Source organism: Roseiterribacter gracilis (assembly GCA_018332375.1).
Taxonomy (GTDB): domain Bacteria; phylum Pseudomonadota; class Alphaproteobacteria; order BOG-932; family Roseiterribacteraceae; genus Roseiterribacter; species Roseiterribacter gracilis.
On record BOPV01000001.1, the window covers coordinates 2,533,538 to 2,559,212 of the forward strand.

At 64.1% G+C, this 25,675-nt stretch carries 23 protein-coding genes; 13 read left to right on the forward strand and 10 right to left on the reverse strand.

The annotated features are described in order from the left end of the window. Positions 1-98: 98 nt before the first annotated feature. Positions 99-1,880, forward strand: a complete 1,782-nt coding sequence (locus tag TMPK1_RS12485; RefSeq protein ID WP_420245656.1) for a M2 family metallopeptidase — start codon at positions 99-101, stop codon at positions 1,878-1,880. A gap of 70 nt (positions 1,881-1,950) precedes the next feature. On the opposite strand, the gene TMPK1_RS12490 is transcribed toward TMPK1_RS12485, so the two are convergent. Next, a complete protein-coding gene (locus TMPK1_RS12490) occupies positions 1,951-2,514 on the reverse strand; it encodes a protein phosphatase CheZ (protein WP_420243345.1) in 564 nt (187 codons plus the stop codon). Between the two features lie 24 nt (positions 2,515-2,538). Continuing rightward, complete coding sequence (locus TMPK1_RS12495; RefSeq protein WP_420243346.1) at positions 2,539-2,922, reverse strand: response regulator; 384 nt, start codon at positions 2,920-2,922, stop codon at positions 2,539-2,541. A gap of 206 nt (positions 2,923-3,128) precedes the next feature. Between TMPK1_RS12495 and TMPK1_RS12500 the strand changes: the two genes are divergently transcribed. From TMPK1_RS12500 to TMPK1_RS12520, 5 genes are all read left to right on the forward strand, one after another. Next, positions 3,129-4,520, forward strand: coding sequence for a DUF4214 domain-containing protein (locus TMPK1_RS12500; RefSeq protein WP_420243347.1), 1,392 nt, complete (start codon positions 3,129-3,131; stop codon positions 4,518-4,520). 98 nt (positions 4,521-4,618) lie between these two features. Further along, the gene (locus TMPK1_RS12505; RefSeq protein WP_420243348.1) at positions 4,619-6,040 is read left to right on the forward strand and encodes a DUF4214 domain-containing protein; all 1,422 of its coding nucleotides are present in this window, start codon (positions 4,619-4,621) and stop codon (positions 6,038-6,040) included. A 27-nt stretch (positions 6,041-6,067) separates the two neighbouring features. Further along, positions 6,068-7,456 carry a DUF4214 domain-containing protein gene (locus TMPK1_RS12510; RefSeq protein WP_420243349.1) on the forward strand — a complete coding sequence of 463 codons (1,389 nt, stop codon included), beginning with the start codon at positions 6,068-6,070 and terminating at the stop codon, positions 7,454-7,456. Positions 7,457-7,485: 29 nt separating this feature from the next. Then, positions 7,486-8,856: a DUF4214 domain-containing protein gene (locus tag TMPK1_RS12515; RefSeq protein ID WP_420243350.1), complete on the forward strand. Its 1,371-nt coding sequence runs from the start codon at positions 7,486-7,488 to the stop codon at positions 8,854-8,856. Between the two features lie 89 nt (positions 8,857-8,945). Next, on the forward strand, positions 8,946-10,316 hold the full coding sequence (locus tag TMPK1_RS12520) for a DUF4214 domain-containing protein (RefSeq protein ID WP_420243351.1): 1,371 nt from the start codon (positions 8,946-8,948) through the stop codon (positions 10,314-10,316). A gap of 56 nt (positions 10,317-10,372) precedes the next feature. Here the strand turns inward: TMPK1_RS12520 and TMPK1_RS12525 are convergent, their stop codons facing one another. Genes TMPK1_RS12525 through petA form a run of 3 tightly spaced genes read right to left on the reverse strand, consistent with a single transcriptional unit; the run spans position 10,373 to position 12,929 of the window. Continuing rightward, on the reverse strand, positions 10,373-11,131 hold the full coding sequence (locus tag TMPK1_RS12525) for a cytochrome c1 (protein ID WP_420243352.1): 759 nt from the start codon (positions 11,129-11,131) through the stop codon (positions 10,373-10,375). Then, complete coding sequence (locus TMPK1_RS12530; protein WP_420243353.1) at positions 11,131-12,360, reverse strand: cytochrome b; 1,230 nt, start codon at positions 12,358-12,360, stop codon at positions 11,131-11,133. The genes TMPK1_RS12525 and TMPK1_RS12530 overlap by 1 nt, the downstream gene beginning before the upstream one ends. A gap of 11 nt (positions 12,361-12,371) precedes the next feature. Beyond that, a complete protein-coding gene (petA, locus tag TMPK1_RS12535) occupies positions 12,372-12,929 on the reverse strand; it encodes a ubiquinol-cytochrome c reductase iron-sulfur subunit (RefSeq protein ID WP_420243354.1) in 558 nt (185 codons plus the stop codon). Positions 12,930-13,161: 232 nt separating this feature from the next. On the opposite strand from petA, the gene TMPK1_RS12540 reads away from it, so the two are divergent. The 4 genes from TMPK1_RS12540 (at position 13,162) to TMPK1_RS12555 (ending at position 17,711) form a co-directional block, all read left to right on the forward strand. After that, positions 13,162-13,614 carry a tRNA (cytidine(34)-2'-O)-methyltransferase gene (locus tag TMPK1_RS12540; protein ID WP_420243355.1) on the forward strand — a complete coding sequence of 151 codons (453 nt, stop codon included), beginning with the start codon at positions 13,162-13,164 and terminating at the stop codon, positions 13,612-13,614. After that, complete coding sequence (gene hemF, locus TMPK1_RS12545; protein WP_420243356.1) at positions 13,611-14,477, forward strand: oxygen-dependent coproporphyrinogen oxidase; 867 nt, start codon at positions 13,611-13,613, stop codon at positions 14,475-14,477. The genes TMPK1_RS12540 and hemF overlap by 4 nt, the downstream gene beginning before the upstream one ends. 71 nt (positions 14,478-14,548) lie before the next feature. Continuing rightward, a complete protein-coding gene (locus tag TMPK1_RS12550) occupies positions 14,549-16,030 on the forward strand; it encodes an ATPase domain-containing protein (protein WP_420243357.1) in 1,482 nt (493 codons plus the stop codon). Then, entirely contained in the window at positions 16,020-17,711 is a 1,692-nt protein-coding gene (locus tag TMPK1_RS12555) for an ATP-binding protein (protein ID WP_420243358.1), read from the forward strand. Before TMPK1_RS12550 ends, TMPK1_RS12555 begins: the two co-directional genes overlap by 11 nt. Positions 17,712-17,714: 3 nt before the next feature. On the opposite strand, the gene TMPK1_RS12560 is transcribed toward TMPK1_RS12555, so the two are convergent. The 5 genes from TMPK1_RS12560 to TMPK1_RS12580 all read right to left on the reverse strand — a co-directional run bounded on the left by TMPK1_RS12560 (position 17,715) and on the right by TMPK1_RS12580 (position 21,095). Next, positions 17,715-18,041 carry a hypothetical protein gene (locus TMPK1_RS12560; protein WP_420243359.1) on the reverse strand — a complete coding sequence of 109 codons (327 nt, stop codon included), beginning with the start codon at positions 18,039-18,041 and terminating at the stop codon, positions 17,715-17,717. After that, positions 18,038-18,658 carry a carbonic anhydrase gene (locus TMPK1_RS12565; RefSeq protein WP_420243360.1) on the reverse strand — a complete coding sequence of 207 codons (621 nt, stop codon included), beginning with the start codon at positions 18,656-18,658 and terminating at the stop codon, positions 18,038-18,040. Before TMPK1_RS12565 ends, TMPK1_RS12560 begins: the two co-directional genes overlap by 4 nt. A 102-nt stretch (positions 18,659-18,760) precedes the next feature. Then, positions 18,761-19,966, reverse strand: coding sequence for a CCA tRNA nucleotidyltransferase (locus TMPK1_RS12570; protein WP_420243361.1), 1,206 nt, complete (start codon positions 19,964-19,966; stop codon positions 18,761-18,763). After that, positions 19,963-20,583 carry a CoA pyrophosphatase gene (locus TMPK1_RS12575; RefSeq protein WP_420243362.1) on the reverse strand — a complete coding sequence of 207 codons (621 nt, stop codon included), beginning with the start codon at positions 20,581-20,583 and terminating at the stop codon, positions 19,963-19,965. The genes TMPK1_RS12570 and TMPK1_RS12575 overlap by 4 nt, the downstream gene beginning before the upstream one ends. Continuing rightward, positions 20,580-21,095 (reverse strand): DUF1285 domain-containing protein, encoded by a 516-nt coding sequence (locus TMPK1_RS12580; protein ID WP_420243363.1) that lies wholly within the window; start codon positions 21,093-21,095, stop codon positions 20,580-20,582. Before TMPK1_RS12580 ends, TMPK1_RS12575 begins: the two co-directional genes overlap by 4 nt. Positions 21,096-21,148: 53 nt before the next feature. On the opposite strand from TMPK1_RS12580, the gene TMPK1_RS12585 reads away from it, so the two are divergent. Genes TMPK1_RS12585 through TMPK1_RS12595 form a run of 3 tightly spaced genes read left to right on the forward strand, consistent with a single transcriptional unit; the run spans position 21,149 to position 25,675 of the window. Next, positions 21,149-22,153: an AAA family ATPase gene (locus TMPK1_RS12585; RefSeq protein ID WP_420243364.1), complete on the forward strand. Its 1,005-nt coding sequence runs from the start codon at positions 21,149-21,151 to the stop codon at positions 22,151-22,153. A 31-nt stretch (positions 22,154-22,184) separates the two neighbouring features. Beyond that, positions 22,185-23,033 carry a DUF58 domain-containing protein gene (locus TMPK1_RS12590; RefSeq protein ID WP_420243365.1) on the forward strand — a complete coding sequence of 283 codons (849 nt, stop codon included), beginning with the start codon at positions 22,185-22,187 and terminating at the stop codon, positions 23,031-23,033. Then, entirely contained in the window at positions 23,030-25,675 is a 2,646-nt protein-coding gene (locus tag TMPK1_RS12595; RefSeq protein ID WP_420243366.1) for a DUF4159 domain-containing protein, read from the forward strand. The genes TMPK1_RS12590 and TMPK1_RS12595 overlap by 4 nt, the downstream gene beginning before the upstream one ends.

The window sequence follows — 25,675 nt, forward strand, 5'->3', positions numbered from 1 at the left end:
CTGCACCAGGCATTGTCTGCTGGCCGCGTGCCGTCCTTGCCGCTAGGACGGATCCTCATTGCAACTCCAGACGAGCGCCGACCTTGAACAGATTGATCGTGTCCGTCGCCGCTGCCGCCCTGCTCGCCTTTGCGATGCCGGTGCAGGCAGCCCAACCCACCGCCGCCGAAGCAGCCGCCTTCGTCGACAAGGCCGAAAAAGAACTCGAAGCGCTGGGGCTGGAAAGCGCCGCGGCAAGCTGGGTGCAGGCAAACTTCATCACCGTCGACACGATCAAATTGTCGGCGCTGAACGGAAAGCGCGTCACCACTGCCGCGGTGCAGTTCGCAACCGACGCCAAGAAGTTCGATCAGGTGCAGGTCGATCCGGTGGTGCGCCGCAAGCTGGAACTGTTGAAGCGCGGCACCACCCTGCCGTCGCCGAAAGACCAGGCCAAGGCGACCGAGCTGGCGCAGATCAAATCCGAACTGCCTGCCATGTACGGCGCCGCCAAATGGTGTGAGGGCGACAAGTGCATCGACGGCAACGCACTGGAAGATCTGATGCGGCGCGAACGCGATCCGCAGAAACTGCTGGCCGCATGGGCGGGCTGGCACGCACAGGCCAAGCCGATGAAGGCGAAATACGCGCGCATGGTCGAGCTGGCCAATGAAGGCGCGCGCGAACTTGGCTATAGCGACGTCGGTGCATTGTGGCGGTCGAAATACGACATGCCGCCCGATGCATTCGCAGCCGAGACCGATCGCCTGTGGGGCCAGGTCAAACCGCTCTACGAGTCGCTGCATTGCTATGCGCGCGGCAAGCTGAACGAAAAATACGGCGATGCCGTCGTGTCGAAGACCGGCCCGATCCCGGCGCATGTGCTGGGCAATATGTGGGCCCAGGCCTGGGGCGAAATCTTCGACGTCGTTGCACCGGCCGATGCCGATCCGGGCTACGACCTCAACAAGCTGCTGAAAGAGCAGAATTACGACCCGATCAAAATCACCAAAGCCGGCGAAGGCTTTTACACCTCGATCGGTTTCGCGCCGTTGCCCAAGACGTTTTACGAACGCTCGCTGTTCGTGAAGCCGCGCGACCGTGAAGTCGTGTGTCACGCCAGCGCGTGGGATCTCGATAACAAAGACGATCTGCGCATCAAAATGTGCATGTCGGGCACCGACGAAGATTTCCAGGTCGTGCATCACGAGCTGGGCCACAACATCTATCAACGCGCCTACAAGAATCAGTCGCCGCTGTTTCGCGGCGGCGCCAATGACGGTTTCCACGAAGCGATCGGCGATACGATCCAACTGGCGCTGACGCCGTCCTATCTGAAACAGATCGGCCTGCTGACCGCAGAACCCGATCCGTCAAAAGATATCGGCCTGCTGCTGAAGCGCGCGATGGACAAAGTCGCCTTCATGCCGTTCGGTCTGTTGATCGACCGTTGGCGCTGGGATGTGTTCGCGGGCAAGACGAAACCCGCCGACTACGAAAAAGCCTGGTGGGCGTTGCGCGAAAAATATCAGGGCGTGAAGCGTCCGCTTGCCGACGACGCCGATGCGTTCGATCCGGGTGCCAAGTTCCACGTCCCGGGCAACACGCCGTACACGCGCTACTTCCTGGCGCATGTGCTGGAATTCCAATTCCACAAAGCAGCGTGCGAACAGGCTGGCTGGACCGGCCCGCTGCATCGCTGCACCTTCTACGGCAACAAAGAAGTCGGCAAACGCTACAACGCGATGCTGGAAATGGGCGCGTCGAAGCCGTGGCCGGAAGCGCTGAAAGCCTTCACCGGCACCGACAAGATGGATGCATCGGCGATGCTCGCGTACTTCGCGCCGTTGAAGACGTGGCTCGACGAGCAGAACAAAGGACGTCAGTGCGGCTGGAACTGACCGCACACGCCTAAAACAAAAACGGCGGCAGTCTCGCGACTGCCGCCGTTTTCATTTCGTATGCCTGCGATCAGAGATCAGCCAACAGCGCGTCGATATCCGCCTGGCTCATCGCCTGGCCCGCAAGCTGCGGACCGTTGAGCAAGGCTTCGTCGCCGGTGCGCGTGTCGCCGGTCGGTGCCGGTGCGGCCTGGCCGGCGCGATCCAACGTCGAGGCCATCTTGGCCAGACGCTCTTCGATCGTACGCAGCGCGCGCAGCACCTTGGCGATGCGCTGACCGGTAATGTCCTGGAACGAGCAGGCTTCGTAGATCTCGCCGACAATCTCACCCAGCTTGGCCGCTTGGGCCTCGCCGACTTCGGTCTGCACTTTTTCGATCTTTTCGGCAGCAGACAGAATCGCGTTGGTCGCCGACTCAGTCGCCTGCACCACCGCTTCCAATTGCTCGGACGCGGTCGGGACTTCTTTGTCCGCCAACTCACCGGCGTTGATCTCGGCGAGATCGCGGAAAGCGCGTTCGATGGCTTGCGCCAACGCACGCATCGCCGCCGCCATCGCTTCGCGCTTGGCAACCGGTTGATAGTTGTCCGCGACCTCGGCCAGCACGGATAGGCCTTGTGAGTCGATCGGCATCTCAAATCCTCGCTACGACGACGGTCAGGCCGGCTTGTTCAGAACGCTTTCGACCTTGCTCTTCAACGTTTCAGCGTTGAACGGCTTGACGATGTAGTTGTCGACGCCGGCCTGTTTGGCGGCGATGACGTTCTCGGTCTTGCTTTCGGCCGTGATCATGATGAACGGGATCTTGGCCAGCTGCGCGTCCTTGCGGCATTCCTGCAGCAGCTGCAGTCCGGTCATCGGCTCCATGTTCCAGTCGCTGATGACGAGACCGAACTTGTCCTTGCGCAACGCCTGCAGCGCACTGGCCCCATCGTTCAGTTCGACGACTTCCTTGAAGCCGATCGTCTTCAGGAGATTGGCCACGATCTTGGTCATCGTTTTGTAGTCGTCGACGACCAGGACTTTCATGTCCGTGTTCATTTTTACTCCGTTCCCCGCCTTTGGCCGGGCGCCGTTCGCCCGAGCCTGCTGCGTAACGAGGCTTTGTGAACGAGGATTTAAAATCGCTGTGGAATGCGGAAAAGAACCGCCCTGCGCGCAGCGTGTAGATCGCAAAATACACAAGTAAAATCAGTGTTTCATTGCCATCGTCCAGTCACGATCGGCAGGTTTATGCTGCCTGCGTCATGTTTGCTTTTAACGTTTCCTACGCGGACCCGACCGGGACCGTCAGCGGCGATTCCGCGGCACTGATCCAGAACGACATCGCCGGCGCCATGCGCTGGCTTGGCCGGTACATCCAGGGCCTCGGCTCGCTGGAAGTCGTTGCAACCACCGCAAGCCAAGGAAGCAGTTCCTTCCTGGCCGAGGCCGGGCCGGATGCTTTCGGCGTTATCAGCCGCCTGCCCAGCGGCGGATTCCTGCAGCAGCCTGGCCCCGCCTACGAGCTCAGCACCAGCCGTGATCCCAACGGGACCGGCACCGATTTCCACGTCACGATTAATTCGGATCGGATGTCGCAATTCTGGTTCGACCCGACGCCCGATGATCTCAGCGACCGGCCACCGTCATCGCAAACCGATTTCGAAGGCGTGATGGTGCATGAAATCATGCATGCGCTGGGCTTCACCGGGAATCGCCAACTCGACGGCAGCTTCTTCGACGCCGACCGGTCGCCCTACGACCAAGCCATGCGGCTCGATGCGAATTTGGGTTGGGTCTACGATTCCGAAGCAGTGCGCGCCGCCAACAACGGCAATCCCATCACGATTGATTCGACGCATGGCGAAGGCTCGCGCTGGTATCACTTGGCGGTGTCGAACGACTTGATGTTCTGGGCCGCGTCGCCCGGCATTCGTCGCGGCATCTCCGACGTCGATCTCGCCATTCTGCACGACAACGGCATTCAGTCGGTCACGCCCGACGCAGGCAACAATGTTTGGTTTGGCAGCACCGGCGCTGACGGCATGGTCGGCCGCGAAGGCGACGATCATCTCTACGGCCTGTCGGGCAACGATCGTCTCGACGGTTGGCAGGGCAACGATCTGATCGATGGCGGCGATGGTTTCGACACGTCGGCCTTTGCCAGCAGCCGCGCGCAATTCACCATCAGCGGCAGCACCGGCAACCGCGCGGTGCAGGACAGTACCGGCATCGAAGGGCGCGACACGCTGCGCCATGTCGAAGTGTTGCAATTCGCCGACAAGACCCTGTTCGATCTGGCTGGCAGCGACGCCACGGTTGCGCGTCTCTATTCCGCCGCCTTCGCACGCGCGCCTGATGCGGCCGGCCTTTCGGTGCAGATCGACGCGTTACATGCCGGTCTGTCGCCGCTGAATCTGTCGCAGAATTTTCTCGGCAGCGCCGAGTTCGTCGCGCGCTATGGCGCCAACCCGACTGACAATGCCTATGTCACCGCGCTCTACAGCAACGTGCTGGGCCGCGTGCCCGACGGCGGCGGCTTCGCGGTGCAGATGGACGCGCTGGCGCACGGTCTCAGCCGCGCGCAGCTGCTGTTGAATTTCGGCGAGTCGCCGGAAAACCAAGCCAAGGTTTCGGCCGACTGGTTGCTCGTTTAGTCGCGATCACTAGCGACAACCGGTCAGCCGACCATTGGTAGATCTCGATCGAATTGATATCTGGGCCGCGCAACGAGGCCGGTCTATGCAGGCGGGCGATGTTCGCCTTCACGGTTGCACTGACCGATCCGACGGGAACGCTCAGCGCTACGACGCTGACGCAGATACAAACCGCGACCGCAGCGGCGCTGCGCTGGGTCGGCCAATACATACAGGGTACTGGAACGCTGCAGGTTGCCGTCGACGTCGTCGCGGCCGGTGGTGCGTTCGATGCCGAGGCAGGTCCTGACGGTTTCGTCCCCGTCGGTAAGGTCGCAGGCGGGACGTTGCTGCGCACCGATGCAGCGTCGAAGCTTGTTACCGGACAAGACGCAAACGGCGCGGCTGACGATCTGCATGTCCATATCAACGCCGATGCATTGCGGTTTTTCTGGTTCGATCCGACGCCCGACGAACATAGCGACGTTCCGCCGGACCTGCTGAGCGACTTCGAATCGATCGTCCTGCACGAGCTGTTTCACGCGCTTGGCGCAACCGGCAAACGCAGCTTCGACGGCAGCTTTCCTGACAACAGCCAGTCGTTGTTCGACAGCGCGACGCGGTTCGATCCGGTACTCGGCTGGGTCTATGACTCCGAAGCGGCGCGCGCCGCTTATGGCGGCCGGCCGGTTCCCGTCGATTCGACGCATGCCGCAGGTTCGCGCTGGTATCATCTCGACCTGACGCACGATTCCGATCCAAGCAACGATCTGGACCTGTTGTTTTTCCAGACGCCGACCGGGGCTAGCGGCGTACGCCCGCATCCGTCCGACATCGATCTCGCAATTCTGCACGACAGCGGCTTGCAGTCGGCAGCGCCCGACGACGGCGACAATATCTGGTTCGGCAATGACGGCGCCGACGCGGTCAACGGTGCGGCCGGCAACGATCATCTCTACTTGCTTGCGGGCAACGACCACGTCACCGGCGGCAGCGGTGACGATCTGATCGACGGCGGTGACGGGCTGGACGTGGCGGAGTATGCCGGCGTCCGCGCGCAATATGCGATCAGCGGCACAACCGGAAACCGCGTTGTGCAGGCGAGCGCGGGCGCCAGCGAAGGGCGCGACACGCTGCGCCATGTCGAAGTGCTGCAATTCGCCGACAAGACTCTGTTCGATCTCGCCGGCGGCGACGCGACCGTCGCCCGGCTCTACAGCGCGGCCTTCGCACGCGCGCCCGACACGTCCGGCCTGGCCGTGCAGCTCGACGCGCTGCATGCCGGCCTGTCGCCGCTGCAACTGGCCGCCAATTTCATCGCCTCGGCCGAGTTCGTCGCACGCTATGGCGCGGCGCCCAGCGACGTTGCCTATGTCACCGCGCTCTACAGCAACGTGCTCGGACGCGTTCCCGACCAGGGCGGCTTCAACGTGCAGCTCGATGCGCTGGCGCACGGTCTCAGCCGCGCGCAGCTGCTGTTGAATTTCGGCGAGTCGCCGGAAAACCAAATCAAGGTCAGCGCCGACTGGCTGCTGGTCTGATCGGCTGCAGCGGCGTTACGCTGCCGCATGTTCGCGTTCAACGTCACGCTGACCGATCCCACCGGCCGTCTCGACAGCGCAACCCAGGCGCTGATCAAAGGCGATCTCGAAGGCGCGTTGCGCTGGATCGGACGCTACGTCCAAGGACAGGGCTCGCTCGAACTAGCCGCGATGGGCGTGTCGGTCGGCACGACCGGCTATCTCGCCGACGCCGATGCAAATGCATTCCCGTCCGTAGCGCCGCTTGCAGGCGGTGGTTCGCTGATCGCCGCCGGCCCCGCCTATGAATTGGTGACGGGCAGCGATCCGAACGGCGCCACGCCCGATTTTCACGTCAGCCTGAATGTCGATCTGATCGGCCGCTATTGGTTCGATCCGACACCCGACGATCTGAGCGATGGCCCACCGGTCGGCTTGATCGATTTTGAAAATGTCATGGTGCACGAGGTGCTGCACGCGTTGGGCTTTACCGGCAACCAGCGCGACCTGAACGGCAACTTCGCCAATCTCGATCGCTCGCCCTACGATCTCGCAACGCGCCAGGATGCAAACGGCCTCTGGATCTACGACAGCGCCGCCGTGCGCGCCGCCAACAACGGCAATCCGGTTCCGGTCGATGCAACGCATGGGTTGGGGTCGCGCTGGTATCACGTCGATGTGCCAACCGACCTGCTGTTCTGGGCAGCAGGATCGGGTGTGCGCCGCCCCTTGTCCGACATCGACCTCGCAATCCTGCACGACAACGGCATTCAGTCGGTAACGCCGGATGCCGACAGCAACATCTGGTTCGGCAACGACACGTCCGACATCGTGGCGGGCCTTGCGGGTGACGATCATCTATTTGCAATGGGCGGCGACGACCGTCTCACCGGCGGCACCGGCAATGACCTGCTGGATGGCGGCGACGGCGTCGACACCGCGGTCTATATCGCGACCAAGGCGCAGGTGCAGATCACCGGCGCCGCCGGAAATCGCACCATCAACAGCGCGCAAGACGGGCGCGACACGGTGCGCAACGTCGAAGTTTTCGTGTTCGGCGACAAAACCTATTTCGATCTTGCCGGCAGTGACGCGACCGTCGGACGTCTCTACGGCGCCGCCTTTGCGCGCGCCCCCGACGCAGCCGGGTTGGCGGTGCAGTTGAACGCGCTGCATCAAGGGCTGACGCCGCTGCAACTCGCCGCCAACTTCATCGCCTCGGCCGAGTTCGTCGTGCGTTACGGCGCGTCGCCCAGCGACGTCGCCTATGTCACCGCGCTCTACAACAACGTGCTGGGCCGCATTCCCGACCAGGGCGGTTTCAACGTGCAAGTCGATGCGCTGGCGCACGGAACGACGCGCGCGCAACTGCTGCTCAATTTCGGCGACTCACCTGAAAATCAGGCTAAGGTGACGAGCGACTGGATGTTGGCCTAAGCGCGCAGTTTCACAGTACGAGCGAGCATATGAGCTTCAATTTCACCGTCTCGCTAAGCTTCTCGTCGATCGATCCCGCCATCCAGGCGCTGATCAAGCAAGATGCCGAAGCCGCACTGCGCTATTACGGGAAATATTTCCAAGCTCAGGGCAGTTTCGATCTGCAGATCAACTTCTCTGCGCTCGGCAGCAGCGTGCTGGCGCAAGCGCAACCGAACGCCTATGTGCCGGCGCTGACGCCCGATCCCGCAACCGGCTTTCGCATCTTGAAGCCGACTTGGTTGCCCGAATTCCAAACCGGCAAAGACTTCAACGGACCCGAAGTCCCGGAAGGGTTGATCGAGGTCAATACCGACCTTCTATCGCGCTTCTGGTTTGATCCGACGCCCGACGATCGCAGCGACGCGGCGCCGTTTGGGCAAAGCGATTTTCTCGCCATTCTGACGCACGAGTTGGGGCATATTTTCGGCTTCGATCCGGCGCGCAATTTCGACGGCGGTTTCACCACCGACGTGCGCACGATCTATGATCTGCACACCAGCGCCGCGGGCTTCTACGACAGTGTCGCGATGCGTGAAGCAGCCGGTGGGCCGGTCGCGATCGACACGACGCACGGCAACGGATCGCGCTGGGCGCATCTCGCCAGCGCTGCCGACATCATGTTCTGGCAAGAGAACCGCGTCCGCACCTTCTCGGCCGTCGATCTGGCTGTGTTTCATGACGAAGGCATGGTGTCGGCAACACCCGACGCGACCGACAATATCTGGTTCGGCGTCGACGGTGCCGCTGACAGTGTTGATGGCGGCGCCGGCAACGACACGTTGTTTGGCTTGGACGGCAACGACACGCTGACCGGCGGCGCAGGCAACGATTTCATCGCCGGCGGCACCGGCTATGACACCGCCGTCTTTGTCGAGGGTCGCGCGGCCGCGACGGTGACGCGCAACGGCAACGGCACCCTGACCGTCAGCGGCCCTGATGGCAGCGACACGTTGCGCGACGTCGAAGTGCTGCGCTTTGGCGATAAGACCCTGTTCAACGCAACCGGCGCCGACGCGACCGTCGCGCGCCTCTACGGCGCCGCCTTTGCGCGTGCACCCGACGCGGCCGGGTTGAACGTGCAGCTCGACGCGTTGCATGCGGGACTGACCCCGCTGCAGCTTGCTGCAAATTTCATCGGTTCGGCTGAATTCGTGGCCCGCTACGGCGCAGCACCCAGCGACGTCGCCTATGTCACCGCGCTCTACAACAACGTGCTGGGCCGTATCCCCGACCAGGGCGGGTTCAACGTGCAGGTCGATGCGCTGGCACATGGCACGACGCGCGCGCAGCTGCTGCTGAATTTCGGCGAGTCACCGGAAAACCAGGTCAAAGTCAGCGCCGACTGGCTGCTCGCCTGAAGCTTGCGCCCGCAATTGCGCGCTTCTTTGTAATTCAGCAAGAATGATCCGGGATACTCGGCGCAGCGCACAGCATTGTGGGGCATGTCTTGGCATTCAACTTTCAAGTCACGCTCAGCGATACCAACCAGATCGACGCGACGACGCGCGATCTCGTGCTTGCCGACATCAATGCAGCGCTGCGCTATCTCGGCACGTTCTTCACCGGACGCGGCACGGTCGACGTCGTCGTCACCTGGGTGAGCCAGGACGCCGACACATTGGCCAGCGCCGGGCCGAACGGCTTTTACTCGCTCACCAATAGCGGGCCGGCATCGAACGTCTACACCGCGATCACGACCTACGAGCTGCTGACCGGTCGGGACCCCAACGGCGCCGACAACGACGCCAACGTGCAGATTAACCCGGCCAACCTCAATGAATTCTGGTTCGATCCGACGCCCGACGACCGCACCGACCTGCCGCCGTTCGGCAAAGTCGATTTCCTCAGCACCATCCTGCACGAGCTGGCCCACACGTTCGGCTTTATCAGCTTTCGCAATTTCGATGGCTCGTTCGACGACAACGCCCGCGCGCCGTTCGACCTGTTCACCACCAACGGCGGCGGCACCTACGACAGCGAAGCGGTGCGTGAAGTCGCCGGCGGTCCGGTCGCACTGGACACGACGCACGGCGAAGGTTCGCGCTGGAATCACCTGACCGATCGCACCGACCTTCTCTATTACGCGGCCAATGCAAGCTCGTCGCGCAACTACTCGCTGGTCGATCTTGCGATCCTGCATGATGCGGGGATGGTGTCGAACACGCCCGGTGCCGGCGCCGACATCTGGTTCGGGTCGAACGGCAGCGACACGATCGATGGCGGTGCAGGCAACGACCAGCTGTTCGCGCTTGAAGGCGACGACCGGATTACTGGCGGCAGCGGCAACGACGTGATCGACGGTGGAACAGGGTACGACACGGTCATCTTCGCCGCGACGCGTGCGAGCGAAGTGATCACCGGCAAAGCCAGCACCTCGTTCACGGTCAGCGGCACGGCGGGCACTGACACGGTTCGCCATGTCGAGGTGCTTCAATTCAGCGACAAGACCTTGTTCGCGCTGACCGGTACCGACGCGACGGTCGCGCGCCTCTACGGCGCCGCCTTCGCGCGCGCGCCCGATGCAGCCGGCCTTGGCGTGCAGCTCGGCGCGCTCCATGGCGGCACGACGACGACGCAGCTGGCGAACAATTTCATCGCATCGGCCGAGTTCGCCGCGCGCTATGGCGCGGCACCCAGTGACGTCGCCTATGTCACCGCGCTCTACACCAACGTGCTGGGCCGCATTCCCGACCAGGGCGGGTTCGACGTGCAAGTGAACGCGCTGTCACACGGCACGACGCGCGCGCAGTTGCTGATCAATTTCGGCGAGTCACCGGAAAACCAAGCCAAGGTAAGCGCCGACTGGCTGCTGACCTAAGCAACAAAAAGGGCGCTCCCGCGGGAGCGCCCTTATTCGTACCGGCTCGACGACGCTCAGTGCGCGTCGGCCCAGACCTTGCGCTTCACCAGGTACATCAGCGCGGTGAACACGCCGAGGAAGATCATCACCTTGGCGCCCATGCGCTTGCGTTCTTCCAGCTTGGGCTCTGCCGCCCAGGTGAGGAACGCGGCAACGTCTTTCGCCATCTGCGGCACCGAGGTCGCGGTGCCGTCCGCGTACGACACGATGCCGTCCTGCAACGGCGGCGGCATCGAGATCAGGTGACCCGGGAAATACTGGTTGTAGTACTGGCCGTCCGGAACTTTGAGATCCTTCGGCGCCGCCACATACCCGGTCATCAGCGCGTAGATGTAATCTTCGCCGCCGTGACGCGCTTTCACCATCAACGACAAGTCCTTGGGCAGCGCACCGTTATTGGCGGCGCGTGCAGCCTTCTCGTTCGGGAAGGGTGACTTGAAGCGATCGCTCGGCAGACCCGGGCGTTCGTACATCTCGCCTTGATCGTTCGGACCGTCCGAGACCTGCACCGAACCCGCGATCGCTTTGATCTCGGCTTCGCCATATCCCAGCGCAGCCAGATTGCGATACGACAGCAGGCTCATCGCGTGGCAGGTGGCGCAGACTTTCGAATAGACCTGGAAGCCGCGTTGCAGCTGGGCCCGATCGAAGGTGCCGAACGCACCGTCGTGGTGCCATTCCTGTTTCGGAATATGGATCTCGTCTTCGGCCGCAGCCGGCAGCACGAAGCCGACAGCGAGAGCGGCAGCGAGCGCAAGAGTACGCAGCAACATCACGCCTTCTCCCCGAGCACGGCTTGCGCGATCGAAGGCGGCTGCGGCAACGGCCGCTCCAGCTTGCCCGTCAATGGCGTGATCACCAGGAAATGCAGGAAGTAATACGCGGTGGCGAGCTGGCCGAGTGTGATCCAGAAGCCTTCCGGCGGGTTGGCGCCGCAATAGCCGAGGATGATCACGTCGACGACCAGGATCCAAAACCACCAGCGCATGATCGGGCGGAAGCGCAGCGAACGCACTTTCGACGTATCGAGCCAGGGCAGGAAGAACAGGATCACGATCGAGCCGCCCATCGCGAGGACGCCCATCAACTTGTCCGGGATCGAACGCAAGATCGCGTAGAACGGCAGGAAGTACCATTCCGGCACGATGTGCGGCGGCGTCACCAGCGGATCGCCTTTGATGTAGTTGTCGGCGTGACCCATGAAGTTCGGCGCGTAGAAGACGAACAGCGCATAGATCAGCAGGAACACGACGACGCCGAAGCCATCCTTCATCGTGTAGTACGGATGGAAGGGCAGCGTGTCCTTCTCGCTCTTCGGTTCGATCCCCAGCGGGTTGTTCGAGCCCGAAATATGCAGCGCCCAGACGTGCAGGAACACGACGGCGAACAGCACGAACGGCAGCAGGTAATGCAGCGCGAAGAAGCGGTTCAGGGTCGGATTGTCGACCGAGAAGCCGCCCCACAGCAGCGACACGATGTATTTGCCGACGATGGGCAGGGCCGAGAAGAGGTTGGTGATAACCGTCGCGCCCCAGAACGACATCTGGCCCCAAGGCAGCGTGTAGCCCATGAACGCAGTCGCCATCATCAGCAGGAAGATGACGACGCCGAACATCCACAGCAGCTCACGCGGCTTCTTGTACGAGCCGTAATAGAGACCGCGGAACATGTGAATGTAGACCGCGATGAAGAACATCGACGCGCCGTTGGCGTGCATATAGCGCAACAGCCAGCCGTAATTGACGTCGCGCATGATGCGTTCGACCGAGTCGAACGCCAGCGACGTGTGCGGCGTGTACGACATGGCCAGGAAGACGCCGGTCAGGATCATGGTGATCAACATCACCATCGCGATCGCGCCGAAGCTCCACAGGTAGTTGAAGTTACGCGGCGTCGGGAAGACGCCGTATTCCTTCTGCATCATCGAGAAAACGGGAAGCCGTTCGTCGACCCAGCGAATGACCGGGTTCTTGAAGGCAACGAGATCGTGGGCGCCGCTCATGCGATCTCTCCTCAGCCGACCGAAACTTTGGTGTCGGACACGAACTTATAGGTCGGCACTTCGAGATTCTTCGGCGCCGGTCCCTTTCGGATGCGGGCAGCCGTGTCGTAGTGCGAGCCGTGGCAGGGGCAGAAATAGCCGCCGAAATCGCCACGCGGCTCGGTCGTCTTCTGGCCCAGCGGAATGCAGCCGAGATGGGTGCAGACGCCGACCACGATTAGCCACTCGGGCTTCTGGACGCGCTTATTGTCGGCTTCGGGATCGCGCAGCTCGGCGACGTTCACCTTGGCTGCTTCTTCGATCTCAGCCGGGGTCCGGCGGCGAACGAAGACGGGCTTGCCACGCCAGGTCACCGTAATCGCCTGGCCGACCGCGATCGGTGCCAGATCGACGTCGGTCGATGACAACGCCAGCGTATCCGCGGCGGGGTTCATCGAATCGACGAGCGCCCATCCCAAACCCGCTGCACCGACCGCGCCGACCGCGCTAGCGGCCAAATACAGAAAGTCGCGGCGCGTTTGCCCCGCTTCTGGCGAGTGGTCGACCGTCGTTGAGGCCGTTTTTTCCATGCTGCCGAGACCGTCCTCTCCCGCCTGGTACGGAGCCCGTACATCAGCGTTCGGATTCTACTGAGAGGCAGGGCAAGGACCGGGCCCGCGAATGGGCTTTTCTGCCCCGCCGAGGGGCCGATATACAGGCCGGCCATGCGCTTGCAAAGCTTGGCTCCTTCGAGGTGCTAGCGGCGGGTGCCGGACATAGTGTCGCGAAACCTGATCCGGCCCGGAAAGCGACCCCCTCGACGTGCGCCTCGCCCTCTACCAACCCGACATTCCGCAGAACGCCGGCGCCTTGATGCGCCTCGCCGCCTGCTTCGGCGTCGAGCTCGATTTGATCGAGCCGTGCGGCTTCGTGATCGACGATCGGCGCATGGGCCGCAGCGCGATGGACTACCGCCAGCACCTGACCTTGCACCGACATGTCTCCTGGGACGCGTTTCTGGCGGCCCGCAAGGAGGCGGGCCGGCTGGTGCTGCTGACCACCCGCGCGACGACGCGGCATGTCGACTTCGCCTTCGCGCCCAGCGACACGTTGCTGCTGGGACGCGAAAGCGCCGGCGTCCCCGACGAGGTGCACGCCCAGGTCGACGCGTCGGTCGTGATCCGGCTGCGCCCCGACGTGCGCTCGCTGAACGTCGCGCAAGCCGGCGCCATCGTACTCGCCGAAGCGCTGCGCCAGACCGGAGGATTGCCTTGAGCGAAGCGACGAAGTTCAGCGACGAACAGAAGACACAGGCGAAAGCCTGGTTCGAAACGCTGCGCGATCAGCTGTGCGCCACGTTCGAAGCGATCGAGGATGAATTCGACACCGGCACGCCAGCCGGCCGCTTCGAACGCACGTCGTGGAACCGCCCCGACGTCAGCGGCACCGATGGCGGCGGTGGCGTCATGTCGGTGATGCGCGGTCGCGTGTTCGAAAAAGTCGGCGTCAATGTCTCGACCGTGTCGGGCACCTTCTCGCCCGAATTTCGCGCCCAGATTCCGGGCGCGGGCGAGACCGGACAATTCTGGGCCAGCGGCATCTCGCTGGTCGCGCATATGCAGAACCCGCACGTGCCGGCTGCGCATATGAACACGCGCATGATCGTCACCAGCGAAGGTTGGTTCGGCGGTGGCGGCGACTTGACGCCGATGTTTCCTGACGAAGACGCAGCGCGCGATTTCCACGCTGCGTTCGAAGCCGCGTGCAACAAGCACGACGCGACCTACTACCCACGCTTCAAACAATGGTGCGACGAGTATTTCTTTCTGCCGCATCGCGACGAACCCCGCGGTGCCGGCGGGATTTTTTACGACCGCGTGAATACCGGTGCGTGGGAGCAGGATTTCGCTTTTACGCAGGATGTCGGGCGCGCATTCCTGGCCGTTTATCCGCAGATCGTGCGCGAGCGCATGGCGCGGCCGTGGACGGATGAAGATCGACTACATCAGCTCATTCGCCGTGGCCGCTATGTGGAGTTCAACTTACTCTACGATCGTGGAACGACGTTTGGATTGAAGACGGGTGGCAACGTTGAAGCTATTTTGATGTCGCTGCCGCCCGCTGTCGCCTGGCCATGATGCCGGTGTGATCGTTTTTCGCGCGCAGGACACGACGCGCGAGGAGATGGATGGACACCGCAGTGCAGACAATGAAATCGGTTCCGACCGGATCGGACGGTTTGGATTCGATCCTCGCCGGTGGCTACGCACCCAATCGCGTGCATCTGATCGAAGGCTCACCTGGCACCGGCAAGACGACCCTGGCTTTGCAGTTTCTGTTGGCGGGCGTCCGCAACGGCGAACGCGGCCTCTACATCACCCTGTCGGAAACGCGCGACGAGCTGCTGCAAGTCGCCGGCACGCATGGTTGGACGCTCGACGGGATCGAGATCTTCGAACTGATCCCGCCCGAGCTGAGCCTCGATCCGAACCAAGCGCAAAGCGTGCTCTACGCATCCGACCTCGAACTTGGCGAAACCGTGCGCATGGTGCTCGACGAAGTCGCGCGCACGCGACCGACCCGCATCGTGTTCGACAGCCTGTCGGAAATTCGCCTGCTGGCACAGGGCGCGATGCGCTATCGCCGGCAGGTGCTGGCGCTGAAGCATTTCTTCGCGCAGCACGGCGCCACGGTGCTGTTTCTCGACGATCTGACCAGCAGCGAGAACGACGTCGATCTGCACAGTCTGGTGCATGGTGTCATCCGTCTCGAACAGCTGGCCATCGACTACGGCGCCGAGCGCCGCCGCATCCGCGTCTTCAAGATGCGCGCGCGCCGCTTCCGTGGCGGCTATCACGACTATGTCATCCGTCGCGGCGGACTGGATATTTTTCCGCGCCTGATCGCGGCCGAACATCATCGCGACTATTCCGACGGAACCATCGAAAGCGGCGTCGGCGAGCTGGACGCGATTTTGGGCGGCGGTCTCGACCGCGGCACGTCGACGTTGATCCTCGGCCCGTCGGGTGCGGGCAAGTCGACGGTCGCGCTACAATATCTCTACGCCGCAATGGAGCGCGGCGAGAAAACACTAATCGTCGCGTTCGACGAAACCCAACGCATCTTCCTGCGGCGTACCAAGGGTCTCGGTTTCGACACCGACAAGTTCCATCGCAACGGCATGCTGCGCATCGCGCAGGTCGATCCAGCCGAACTGTCGCCGGGCGAGCTTAGCGGCATGGTGCGCGATGCGGTCGACAAGGACGGCGTCCGCGCCGTGCTGCTCGACTCATTGAGCGGCTATCAGCATGCGATGCTGAATGAGCAACATCTGCTGCTGCAGATGCACGAGCTGCTGACGTACTTAAACCAGCAGGGTGTGGTCACGATCATGGTGCTGGCACAGCACGGCTTGGTCGGACCGATGCAGACCTCGGTCGATCTGACCTATGTCAGCGATACGGTGTTGTTGCTGCGTTATTTCGAGGCTGGCGGACGGATCCGCCGTGCGCTGTCGGTGTTGAAGAAACGGACCGGCGCGCACGAAGCCACGATTCGTGAGCTGAACATCAGCAGCCAGGGCATTCGTGTCGGCGCGCCGCTCGACGAATTCCAGGGCGTCTTGACCGGCGTTCCTGAGTTTCTCGGCGAAAACGCCCAGCTGCTGAAAACCGGATTCGATGACAGATAGCAACACAGATCCCGGGCGCGTCCTGATCCTGGCGCCGGTCGGACGCGACGCGCCGGTGCTGGCCGGCATGCTCCAAGGCGCCGGCATCGAAGCCGACGTAACCAGCGACATCGATGCGCTGGTGGCGCAGCTCGATTCGGGTGCCGGCGCCGCCATCATTGCGATCGAGGCGTTGCGGCGCGGTGATCCGCGCCCGCTCAGCCGTTGGATCGCACAACAGCCGGCCTGGTCGGATTTTCCCTTCGTGCTGTTGACCCATCGCGGCGCCGCCAACACGCCGGACCTGACCGGCAACTACGCGGCGATGTTGGGCAACGTCACCTTGCTGGAACGGCCGCTGCACGTGGTCACCTTGCTCAGCGCCGCAAAACAGGCGCTGCGTGCACGCAGCCGGCAACTGCAAGCCGCGGCCCAATTCGCGGCGCGCGAACGGGCCGAAGCCGAGGCGCGCGAACTGGCGCAGACCTTGGAACAGCGCGTCGCCGAACGAACCCGCGAACTGGCTGACGCCAACGACCGGCTGACGGCTGAAATCGCCGAGCGCGAACGGACCGAAGCGGCGCTGGCGCACGCGCAGAAGATGGAAGCGATCGGGCAATTGACCGGCGGCGTCGCGCACGACTTCAACAATCTGCTGACGGCCGTGATCGGCAATCTCGACCTGCTCGAAGCGCGCCTGCAGGAATCGCCGCTGCGGCGCATGGTCGAACAATCGCTGCGCGCCGCCGAACGCGGCGCCAAACTGACCAGTCAGCTACTCGCTTTCTCGCGCAAACAGCGTCTGACGCCGATGCCGGTCGATGTCGATCGGCTGCTTGCCAACCATGTCGATCTGTTGGCGCGCACCTTGGGCCCGTCGGTCCGCATCGAGACCGTGCTTGGCGCCGGCGGCGCGCCCGCGATGGCCGACGCGACGCAGCTCGAACTGGCGATCTTGAATCTGGCGATCAACGCGCGCGATGCGATGCCGGGCGGCGGCACGCTGCGGATCGAAACCGCGGCGTTCGACGGCAGCACAGCCGATCTTGCCGAAGGGCATTGGGTGACGATCGCGATCCGCGATGACGGCGTTGGCATGGAAAAGGAAATCCTGCAGCGCGTCTTCGAACCATTCTTTACGACCAAGGAAACCGGCAAAGGATCGGGCCTGGGCCTAAGTCAGGTCTATGGCTTCGCCAAACAGTCCGACGGTTCGGTCGCGATCGAAAGCACGCCCGGTGCGGGCACGACGGTGCGAATCGTACTGCCGCGCGCCGCAACCCAAACCGCCACGGTCACACCGTTGCGCGCCGATATTGTGCCGCAACGGCCGGGTGCGCGCATTTTGGTGGTCGATGACGACGAAGACGTTCGCGTCACCATCGTCGAACTGCTGCAGCAATTGGGCTATCGCGTCATCGCGGCGGCGGACGGGCTGACCGCGCTCAACCTGCTGCAGCGCGAACAGGGGATCGAGCTGTTGCTGACCGACGTCGCCATGCCCGAGATCAACGGCGTCGAAACGGCGCGCCGCGCGCGCTTGATGCGGCCGCATCTGCGCGTGCTGTTCGTCAGCGGTTATGCCGACCTGGCGCAATTCGGCAGCGACCTCGCCGACCAAGATGTGCTGAAGAAACCGTACCGGCTGAGCGAGCTGGCGACCCGCATCGACCACGCGCTCAGCGTCGCGAAGCAGGCTTAGGGGTCACTGCCCTTTCGGGATGATCGAGCCCCAGACGACGACGCTGTTGCTGCCTTCTTTCCAGATACGCAGCTTGCGCACGACTTCGTCGCCGCCAAGTTCGATCGCGCGCAGCCCCGCTTCGACCCAGCCGCATTGTTTCGGCATGGTCGCGCGGCCGAGCTGATTCATCCGCGCCAGACGCAGCGCTTCGCGTAGGTCTTTTTCTTCGATGCAGATGACGAGATTGGGCGGCGTCATCATCGGCACGACGACCGGCTTGTCGACTTCGGCCCGGGCCAGACTCGGCATCGCGAGCAGCGCGGCGACAACCAACGCCCGCTTGATCATGACGCCACCGCGACGAAGTCGCCTTTGGCGTCGAGGCGGAACAGTTGCCCTTCTTCGATGCCGAAGAAGGCGCCGTACAAGGTTAGGCGCCCATCGGCGACGCGTTCGGCGATCCACGGGAAGGTGCGTAGGTTCATCAGCGACTCCTTCACCGTTTCCTGTTCACAGCGGCGCTGGATGGCAGCCTCGTCGCCGCCCGCGGCGATGGCGCGTTCGCGCGCCGGCACGGCCAGCCGCATCCACAATCCCACGAAATCGAAATTCCGGCGTGTCTCTTCCTCGTGCAGCAGCGCGTGCACGCCGCCGCACTGGGCGTGGCCCAGCACGACGATATTGTCGACGCCAAGCACCGTGACGGCAAATTCCAGCGCCGCCGACGTGCCGTGATACTGGCTGTCGGGGCCGTAGGGCGGCACCAGGTTGGCGACGTTGCGCACCGAGAAGATTTCGCCTGGCGCAGCGTCGAACAGAATGGCGGGATCGACGCGCGAATCCGAACACGCAATGACCATCGTATGCGGGCGCTGTCCGCGCGCGGCCAGATTGCGGAACAACGAGCGCTGCCGGTCCCAGTTCTGGGCGCGGAAGCGGCGGTAACCTTCAATCAGCTCGTCCATAAGGCTGCGGTTTGGCATAGGACGGCGTGGAAAACAAACCGAGATACGGCGGCACGCCGTATCTGCAGCTTTATTGCCCGAAAAGCAGGGTCGCGCGACGTCCTACGCGCGCAGAGCGCCGCCGGCTTGAACAATCTTCGCCAGCCGATCGAGCAGATCGGTGCGCGACGGCGCGAAATCGCGTTCGACCCACCAGGATTCGAGCTCGCGCAGCAACGCCCCGAGCTCGGGCCCCGGCTTGATGCCGACATTCTGGAAATCGTTGCCGCTGAGCGGGAAGCGCGGCGAGGTCCAGTTGCTGGCAAAGCGCGCAAATTCGGCGGCGCGGTCGGCGCGTATGCCGGAATCGATCAACACCGCGTCGACCAGCGGCAGCAACGGCGTGCCGTACAAAGCGCGCGCAAATTGATTCTGCGCCACCAGCGCACGCCGCGCCGCAAGCCCATCAAAGCGCGCGCCGTTGAGCCGCGTGCGTTCGGCGCGCGACAGGCGCAGCCGGTCTTCGATCTCGTCGAGCGGCGCTGCCTCCATCATCGGCAGCAAGGCAGCAAAGCGCGTGACGTGATCGCCTTCGCCGGTTGCGACGACCCGTTCCAGGCACGCAACGTCGGTTGCTTGCGGAACAAGACCAGCGACGACGCCGTCGACGCGCATTGCGCGCCAGGCTTCGGCCGCGCGCGGTGCAGCCAGCAGCTTCCACAATTCCGAGCGCACGCGTTCGCCCGACAGCCGCGCCAGCCCGTCGACATTGGCGGCGCAGGCGGCGCGGCCTTCGGTGTCGAAACTCGCCGCGTACCAGGCCGAAAACCGGTAGAAACGCAGGATTCGCAAGTAGTCTTCCTGGATCCGTTCGTCGGCATAGCCGACAAACCGCACGCGGCGGTGCGTCAGGTCTTCGAGACCGCCGAAATAGTCGTAGACGAAGCCCGACCGATCGGCCGACAGCGCGTTGATGGTGAAGTCGCGCCGCGCCGCGTCTTCGCGCCAGTCGTCGGTAAAGGCGACGACGGCATGCCGTCCGTCGGTTTCAACGTCGCGACGCAGGGTGGTGATCTCGAACGGACGCCCGTCGACGATGGCGGTGATGGTGCCATGTTCGACGCCGGTCGGAATGGCGCGGATCTTCGCTTCGCCCAGAATGCGCATCACATCCTGCGGCGTCGCTGGCGTCGCAAGATCGAGATCGGTCGGCTCGCGTTCGAGCAGCGCATCGCGCACGCAGCCGCCGACGAACCGGATCGGTGTCGCGCCAAACGCGTCCAGCACGGCGCCCGCACGCGCCGCCAATTCGGGCACGTCTTCCTTCATGTCGTCAGCACTTCCACGAGATTGGCCAACATGCCGGCAGTCGCGCCCCAGATGCGTCGCTCGCCGTACGGGTATACGTAGAAATGCCGTGTCACGCCTTGATATTCGGCGCCGTGCACTTGCTGGCTCGAGGGATCGAGAATCCACGCCAGCGGCACTTCGAACGCGTCTTCGACTTCGCCGGGATCGAGCTTCAGTTCGAACGGCGGACGCACAAAGGCGACAATCGGCGTCACCGCAAAGCCGGTGCGCGTGACATAGCGGTCGAGACGGCCGAACGGTTCGACATGCTGTGCGTCGAGTCCGATTTCTTCTTGGGATTCGCGCAGCGCCGCTGCGGTCGCGCTATCGTCGCCAGGTTCGATGCGGCCGCCGGGAAAACTGATCTGTCCTGCATGCGCCGCCAGCGACGCGTTACGCAGCGTAAACAGCAAGGTCGGCGCGTCATCGCGCGTGACGATCGGCACCAGCACGGCTGCGTCGCGCAAGGTTCGTGGCAAGGTCAGGCCGGGATTGAGATCGTGGTCGCCCCGTTCATGCACCGATTCCTGCACAACACCGCGCACGCCACTGGGCGTCGCGCGCGCAAATGCGGCGCGGATCTCGGCTTCGCTCAAAGATCGGACGTTGAGTCCGGATCCAGCGGGAAGAATGCGCCCTGGCTCCATATGCCAGAGCGTACGCGACCGTCGATCACATGCTCAACCGCAAGGCTCGCCAGCTCGTAGAAAGTTGCGCGATTGATGCGCGCCTCCAGACGGTCGCGCACCAGCACGTAGGGCGACGGCTCGCCGGTGGCGGGATCGGTGACGACGCGGATCGGACGGTCGGGGCCAGCGACCGTCTCATCATCGAGATTAGTGCGGAAAATAAGGGCACCGCCCTCCTGTCGCACCGCGACTGCGATGAAAGGCGCGTCTTCGACCTGGATACGACCGCGCTCGGCCGGAGTTACCAGCCAATATTGTCCAACTTCGTCACGTTTGAGGACGGTTGCGAACAAACGCGCCAACGCGATGCGGCCGATCGGCGCGCCTTCATGGAACCAGGTGCCGTCACGTGCGATCCGAATGGGATAATTCTCGTCCGGCCGCTTGTCGTCTGCCGTAAAGAGCGGGCTAGATTGCACGTTGATTTCTCCTCGAAGCCGCGCGCTTCGTTTGTACCTACCGAGGCACCTACATGACCATGGTCGATACGCCCCAAAGCGGCGCCCGCCTGGAAGCCGATATTGAACGTACCGGCGCGCGATTGCGCGCAGCGCGTGAATCGATTGGTCGCGTCATTTTCGGCCAGGAGCATGTCGTCGAACAGGCGCTGACCGGTCTGCTGGCCGGCGGCCATTTGTTGCTGATCGGCGTGCCGGGTCTCGCCAAGACGCGGTTGGTCGAAACGCTGGGCGTCGTGTTCGGCCTCGACTCGCGCCGCGTACAATGCACGCCCGATCTGATGCCCGCCGACATTTTGGGTTCGGAAGTGCTCGAAGAAGGCGCCGACGGTGCGCGCGCCTTCCGCTTCATTCCGGGTCCGGTCTTCACCCAGCTGCTGATGGCCGACGAAATCAACCGCGCATCCCCACGCACGCAATCGGCATTGCTGCAGGCGATGCAGGAACGGCAAGTCGCGGTTGCCGGTCGTTCGCGTCCGCTGCCCGAACCGTTCCACGTTCTGGCAACGCAAAACCCGATCGAACAAGAAGGCACCTACCCGCTGCCTGAAGCGCAGCTCGATCGCTTCCTGCTGCAGATCGACATCGCCTATCCCGACGAAGATGCCGAACGTCGCATGTTGATCGCGACGACCGGTCTCAACGAAGCCAAGCCGACGCGCGCGATGGAACCGCACGAACTGCTCGAAGCGCAGCGTCTGGTGCGCAGCCTGCCGCTCAGCGAGCGCGTCGTCGATGCGATCCTGAAACTGGTGCGCGCCGGACGCCCTGCCGCCGACGCGCCGTCGTCGGTGCAACGCAACGTTGCCTGGGGCCCGGGCCCGCGCGCGTCGCAGGCACTGGCGCTGGCTGCACGCGCACGCGCGCTGATCGACGGTCGTCTTGCACCGTCGGTCGACGACGTTCTGGCGCTGGCGCATCCGGTGTTGCGCCATCGCATGGCACTGTCCTTCGCGGCGCGCGCTGATGGCGTCACGCTCGATTCGGTCATCGACTCGTTGAAGGCACCGCTTTCGTGAGTCTCCCAGTCCTAGATGTGAAGAGGCGAGCTTGACGCTCGCCGGGCGCACATCGCGGGCTGAAGCCCTCGCGGCGCGTCTGCCGCCGCTGCTGGTCGAAGCCGAACGCGTTGCTGAAACCGTCCGCCAAGGCGTGCACGGGCGGCGGCGTGTCGGCACCGGCGAAAGTTTCTGGCAGTTCCGTCCTTACACGGCCGGCGATGCGCGCATCGATTGGCGGCAATCCGCCAAGTCGGATCGCGTCTATGTGCGCGAAACCGAATGGGAAGCAGCGCAGACCGTCTATCTGTGGCGCGACCCCAGCGAGTCGATGGCATGGACTGCAGAGTCGAGCCGCCCGACCAAACGCATGCGCGCCGAGTTGTTGTCGCTCGCGCTGGCTGCGTTGCTGCTCAAAGGCGGCGAGCGGGTTGCGCTGCCAGGTTCGTCGGCAGTCGGCGGACGCGGCGCGCTGGAACGTCTCGGCCGGTCGTTGCTGACGGACAGCGCCGCGATGCCGTCGCATCCGCTGCCGCGCCATTCGTCCTTGGTGTTGATCGGCGATTTCCTCGATCCATTGGACGATCTCGCTGCGTCGCTGCAAGTGCAGGCGGCGCGCGGAATCGGCGGCGCCATCGTGCAGTTGCTCGATCCCGCTGAAGTATCGCTGCCGTGGGAAGGCCGCGTGCGCTTTCACGGGCTGGAAGGCGAAGGCGACGAATTGGTGCCGCGCGTCGGCGCCGTGCGTGACGCATATCAAGACGCGTTCGTTGCGCAGACGCAGGCATTGGAGCGCACCGCGCGCGCGGCCGGGTTTGCCATCGTGCGCCATACGACCGACAAGCCGCCGCAGGACGCGTTGCTGGCGCTGCACGCCGCAATGCGCGGAGAGCGGGCGTGATCGGTTTCGCAACACCTTGGGTTCTCGCCGCGCTGCTCAGCCTGCCGCTATTGTGGTGGTTGCTGCGCGCGACGCCGCCGGCGCCACGCCGCGTCGACTTTCCTGCGCTGCGCCTGCTGCGTCTGATTCCGAAGCGCGAAGAAACGCCGGTACGCACGCCGTGGTGGTTGTTGCTGCTGCGGCTTGCGATTGCAGCGCTGGCGATCGTCGCTTTGGCCGGGCCGGTGTTGAATCCGACGCCGCCTGCACCGGGCAACGGTCCGTTGCTGCTGGTGGTCGATGACGGCTGGGCCAGCGCGCACACCTGGGACGCGATCAAACAAGCGGCCGGTGACGCAATCGACAGCGCGTCGCGCGCCGGTCGCCCGGTAATTCTGCTGACCACCGCGCCGGGCAACGACGGTGCAGCGCCACGCGTCGCGGGACCGCTGCCGGCCGGCGAAGCACGCGCACGCGTCGACGCGATGGCGCCGAAACCATGGGCGGTCGATCGCGCCACTGCCGCCAAGGCGCTTGAGACTGCGCGTGACATCGGCGGCGCGGTCTGGCTGTCCGACGGACTCACCAGCGACGGCAGCGACGCCTTGTCGGAACAACTGGCCAAACGCAGCGCCATCGTGCGCGTCCCCGACATGCGCAACGCGTCGCGTCTGTTGCGTCCGCCGCCGATCGGCGATGCCAAGCTGGCGGCGCATGTGCTGCGCGCGAGCAGCGATGGCGAGACGCCGGTGACGGTGCGCGCGCTTGCGGCTGACGGCCGCATTCTCGGCCGCGCCACGACAAAATTTGAAAACGGCGCGCGCGAAGCGGTTGCGACCTTCGACATGCCGATCGAACGCCGCAACGAAACCGCGCGGCTGGAAGTCGAAGGCGAAAACAGCGCCGGCGCGACCGTGCTGCTCGACGAACAATGGCGCCGCCGTCCGGTCGGCATCGTGCGCGGCGCGTCGAGCGAGCAGCGTCTTCTGTCCGACGTCTATTATCTCGAACGCGCGCTGGCACCGTTCGCCGAAGTGCGCGTCGGCGATCTCGGCGAGTTGGTGCAACGCGAGCTTGCGGTGCTGGTGCTGCCCGACAGCGGCGCGCTGGACGGCAACGAACTGACCACGCTGACGCGTTGGGTCGAACAAGGCGGATTGCTGCTGCGCTTTGCCGGACCGAAGCTCGCACAAGGTGGCGACGCGTTGTTGCCGGTGCGGTTGCGCGCCGGCGATCGCGCGCTGGGCGGCAGCCTGTCGTGGAGCGAGCCGATGAAGCTCGCCCCCTTCCCCGAAACCTCGCCCTTCGCGGGCCTGTCGATTCCGGGCGACGTTGCGATTTCGCGCCAGGTGCTGGCCGAACCCGCGGTCGATCTGGCGGAGAAAAGCTGGGCCCGTCTCGCCGACGGTACGCCGCTGGTCACGGCGGCAAGTCGCGGCAACGGTCGCGTCGTACTGGTCCATACGAGCGCGGGACCGGAATGGTCGAACCTGGCGCTGTCGGGACTCTATGTCGATTTGTTGCGCCGGATCGTTGCGGTGTCGGCGGGCGTCGCTGCGTCGCCGGGCACGCAGTTGCTGGCGCCGCGCCGCGCGCTGGATGCGTTCGCGCGCTTGGTCGAACCCGACGCAGCAGCGGTACCGATCTCGGCAAGCGCCGTCGCGCTCGCACGCGCCGAGCCGCGCCATCCGCCGGGCCTGTACGGGCCGGAAGAACAAACGCGCGCGCTCAATCTCGGCAGCAACGAACCGGCACCCGCGCCATTGGAAACTGTCGGCGTGACGCGCGCCGGCTATGAGACGACCGGCGAGACGCGTCTGGCTGGCGCGTTCTTCAGCACCGCGCTCGGCTTGCTGGTGATCGACGCGCTGGTCGCGCTGGTGCTGGGCGGGCTGCTGACCTTGCGCCGTCCGCGCAGCGCCGTGGCAGCGCTCGCGCTGTTGTTTGCGTTCAGCGCCCACGCACAGGAAAAGCCGGCCGCCGAGCTTGCGTCGAAAACCGTGCTGGCCTGGGTGCGCACCGGCGATCCCACCGTCGATCGCACGTCGAAAGCGGGACTGTCGGCGCTGGCGCGTACCTTGATGCAACGAACCGCGATCGACGAAGCCGACGCAGTCGGTATCGATCTCGAACGCGACGAGCTGGCGTTTCATCCGATCTTGTATTGGCCGTCGACGGCGGGACAGAAGCCGCTATCCGAAGCCGCGCGCCAGCGCGTAAACGGATTTCTGCGCGGCGGCGGTCTGTTGTTGATCGACACGCGCGACGGCGCCGCGTCGCCGTCGCCGGCGTTGCGCGCCGCGCTGCAAGGCGTCGACATTCCGCCGCTGGTGCAGGCGCCGCCCGATCACGTGCTGAGCAAAAGCTTTTACCTGCTGAACGGATTTCCCGGCCGATACGAAAGCGGACCACTGTGGGTCGATGGCAGCGCCAACGACAAAACCGACGGCGTTTCTTCAGTCGTCCTTGGTGGCGCCGACTGGGCTGCGGCCTGGGCCGAAGACGAAGCGGGCCGTCCGATGTTTGCCGTCTCGCCCGGCGGCGGACGCCAGCGCGAACAAGCATCGCGCTTTGGCGTCAATCTCGTCATGTACGCGCTGACCGGCAACTACAAAGCCGATCAGGTGCACGTGCCGTTCATTCTGCAGCGGCTGGGCCAATAA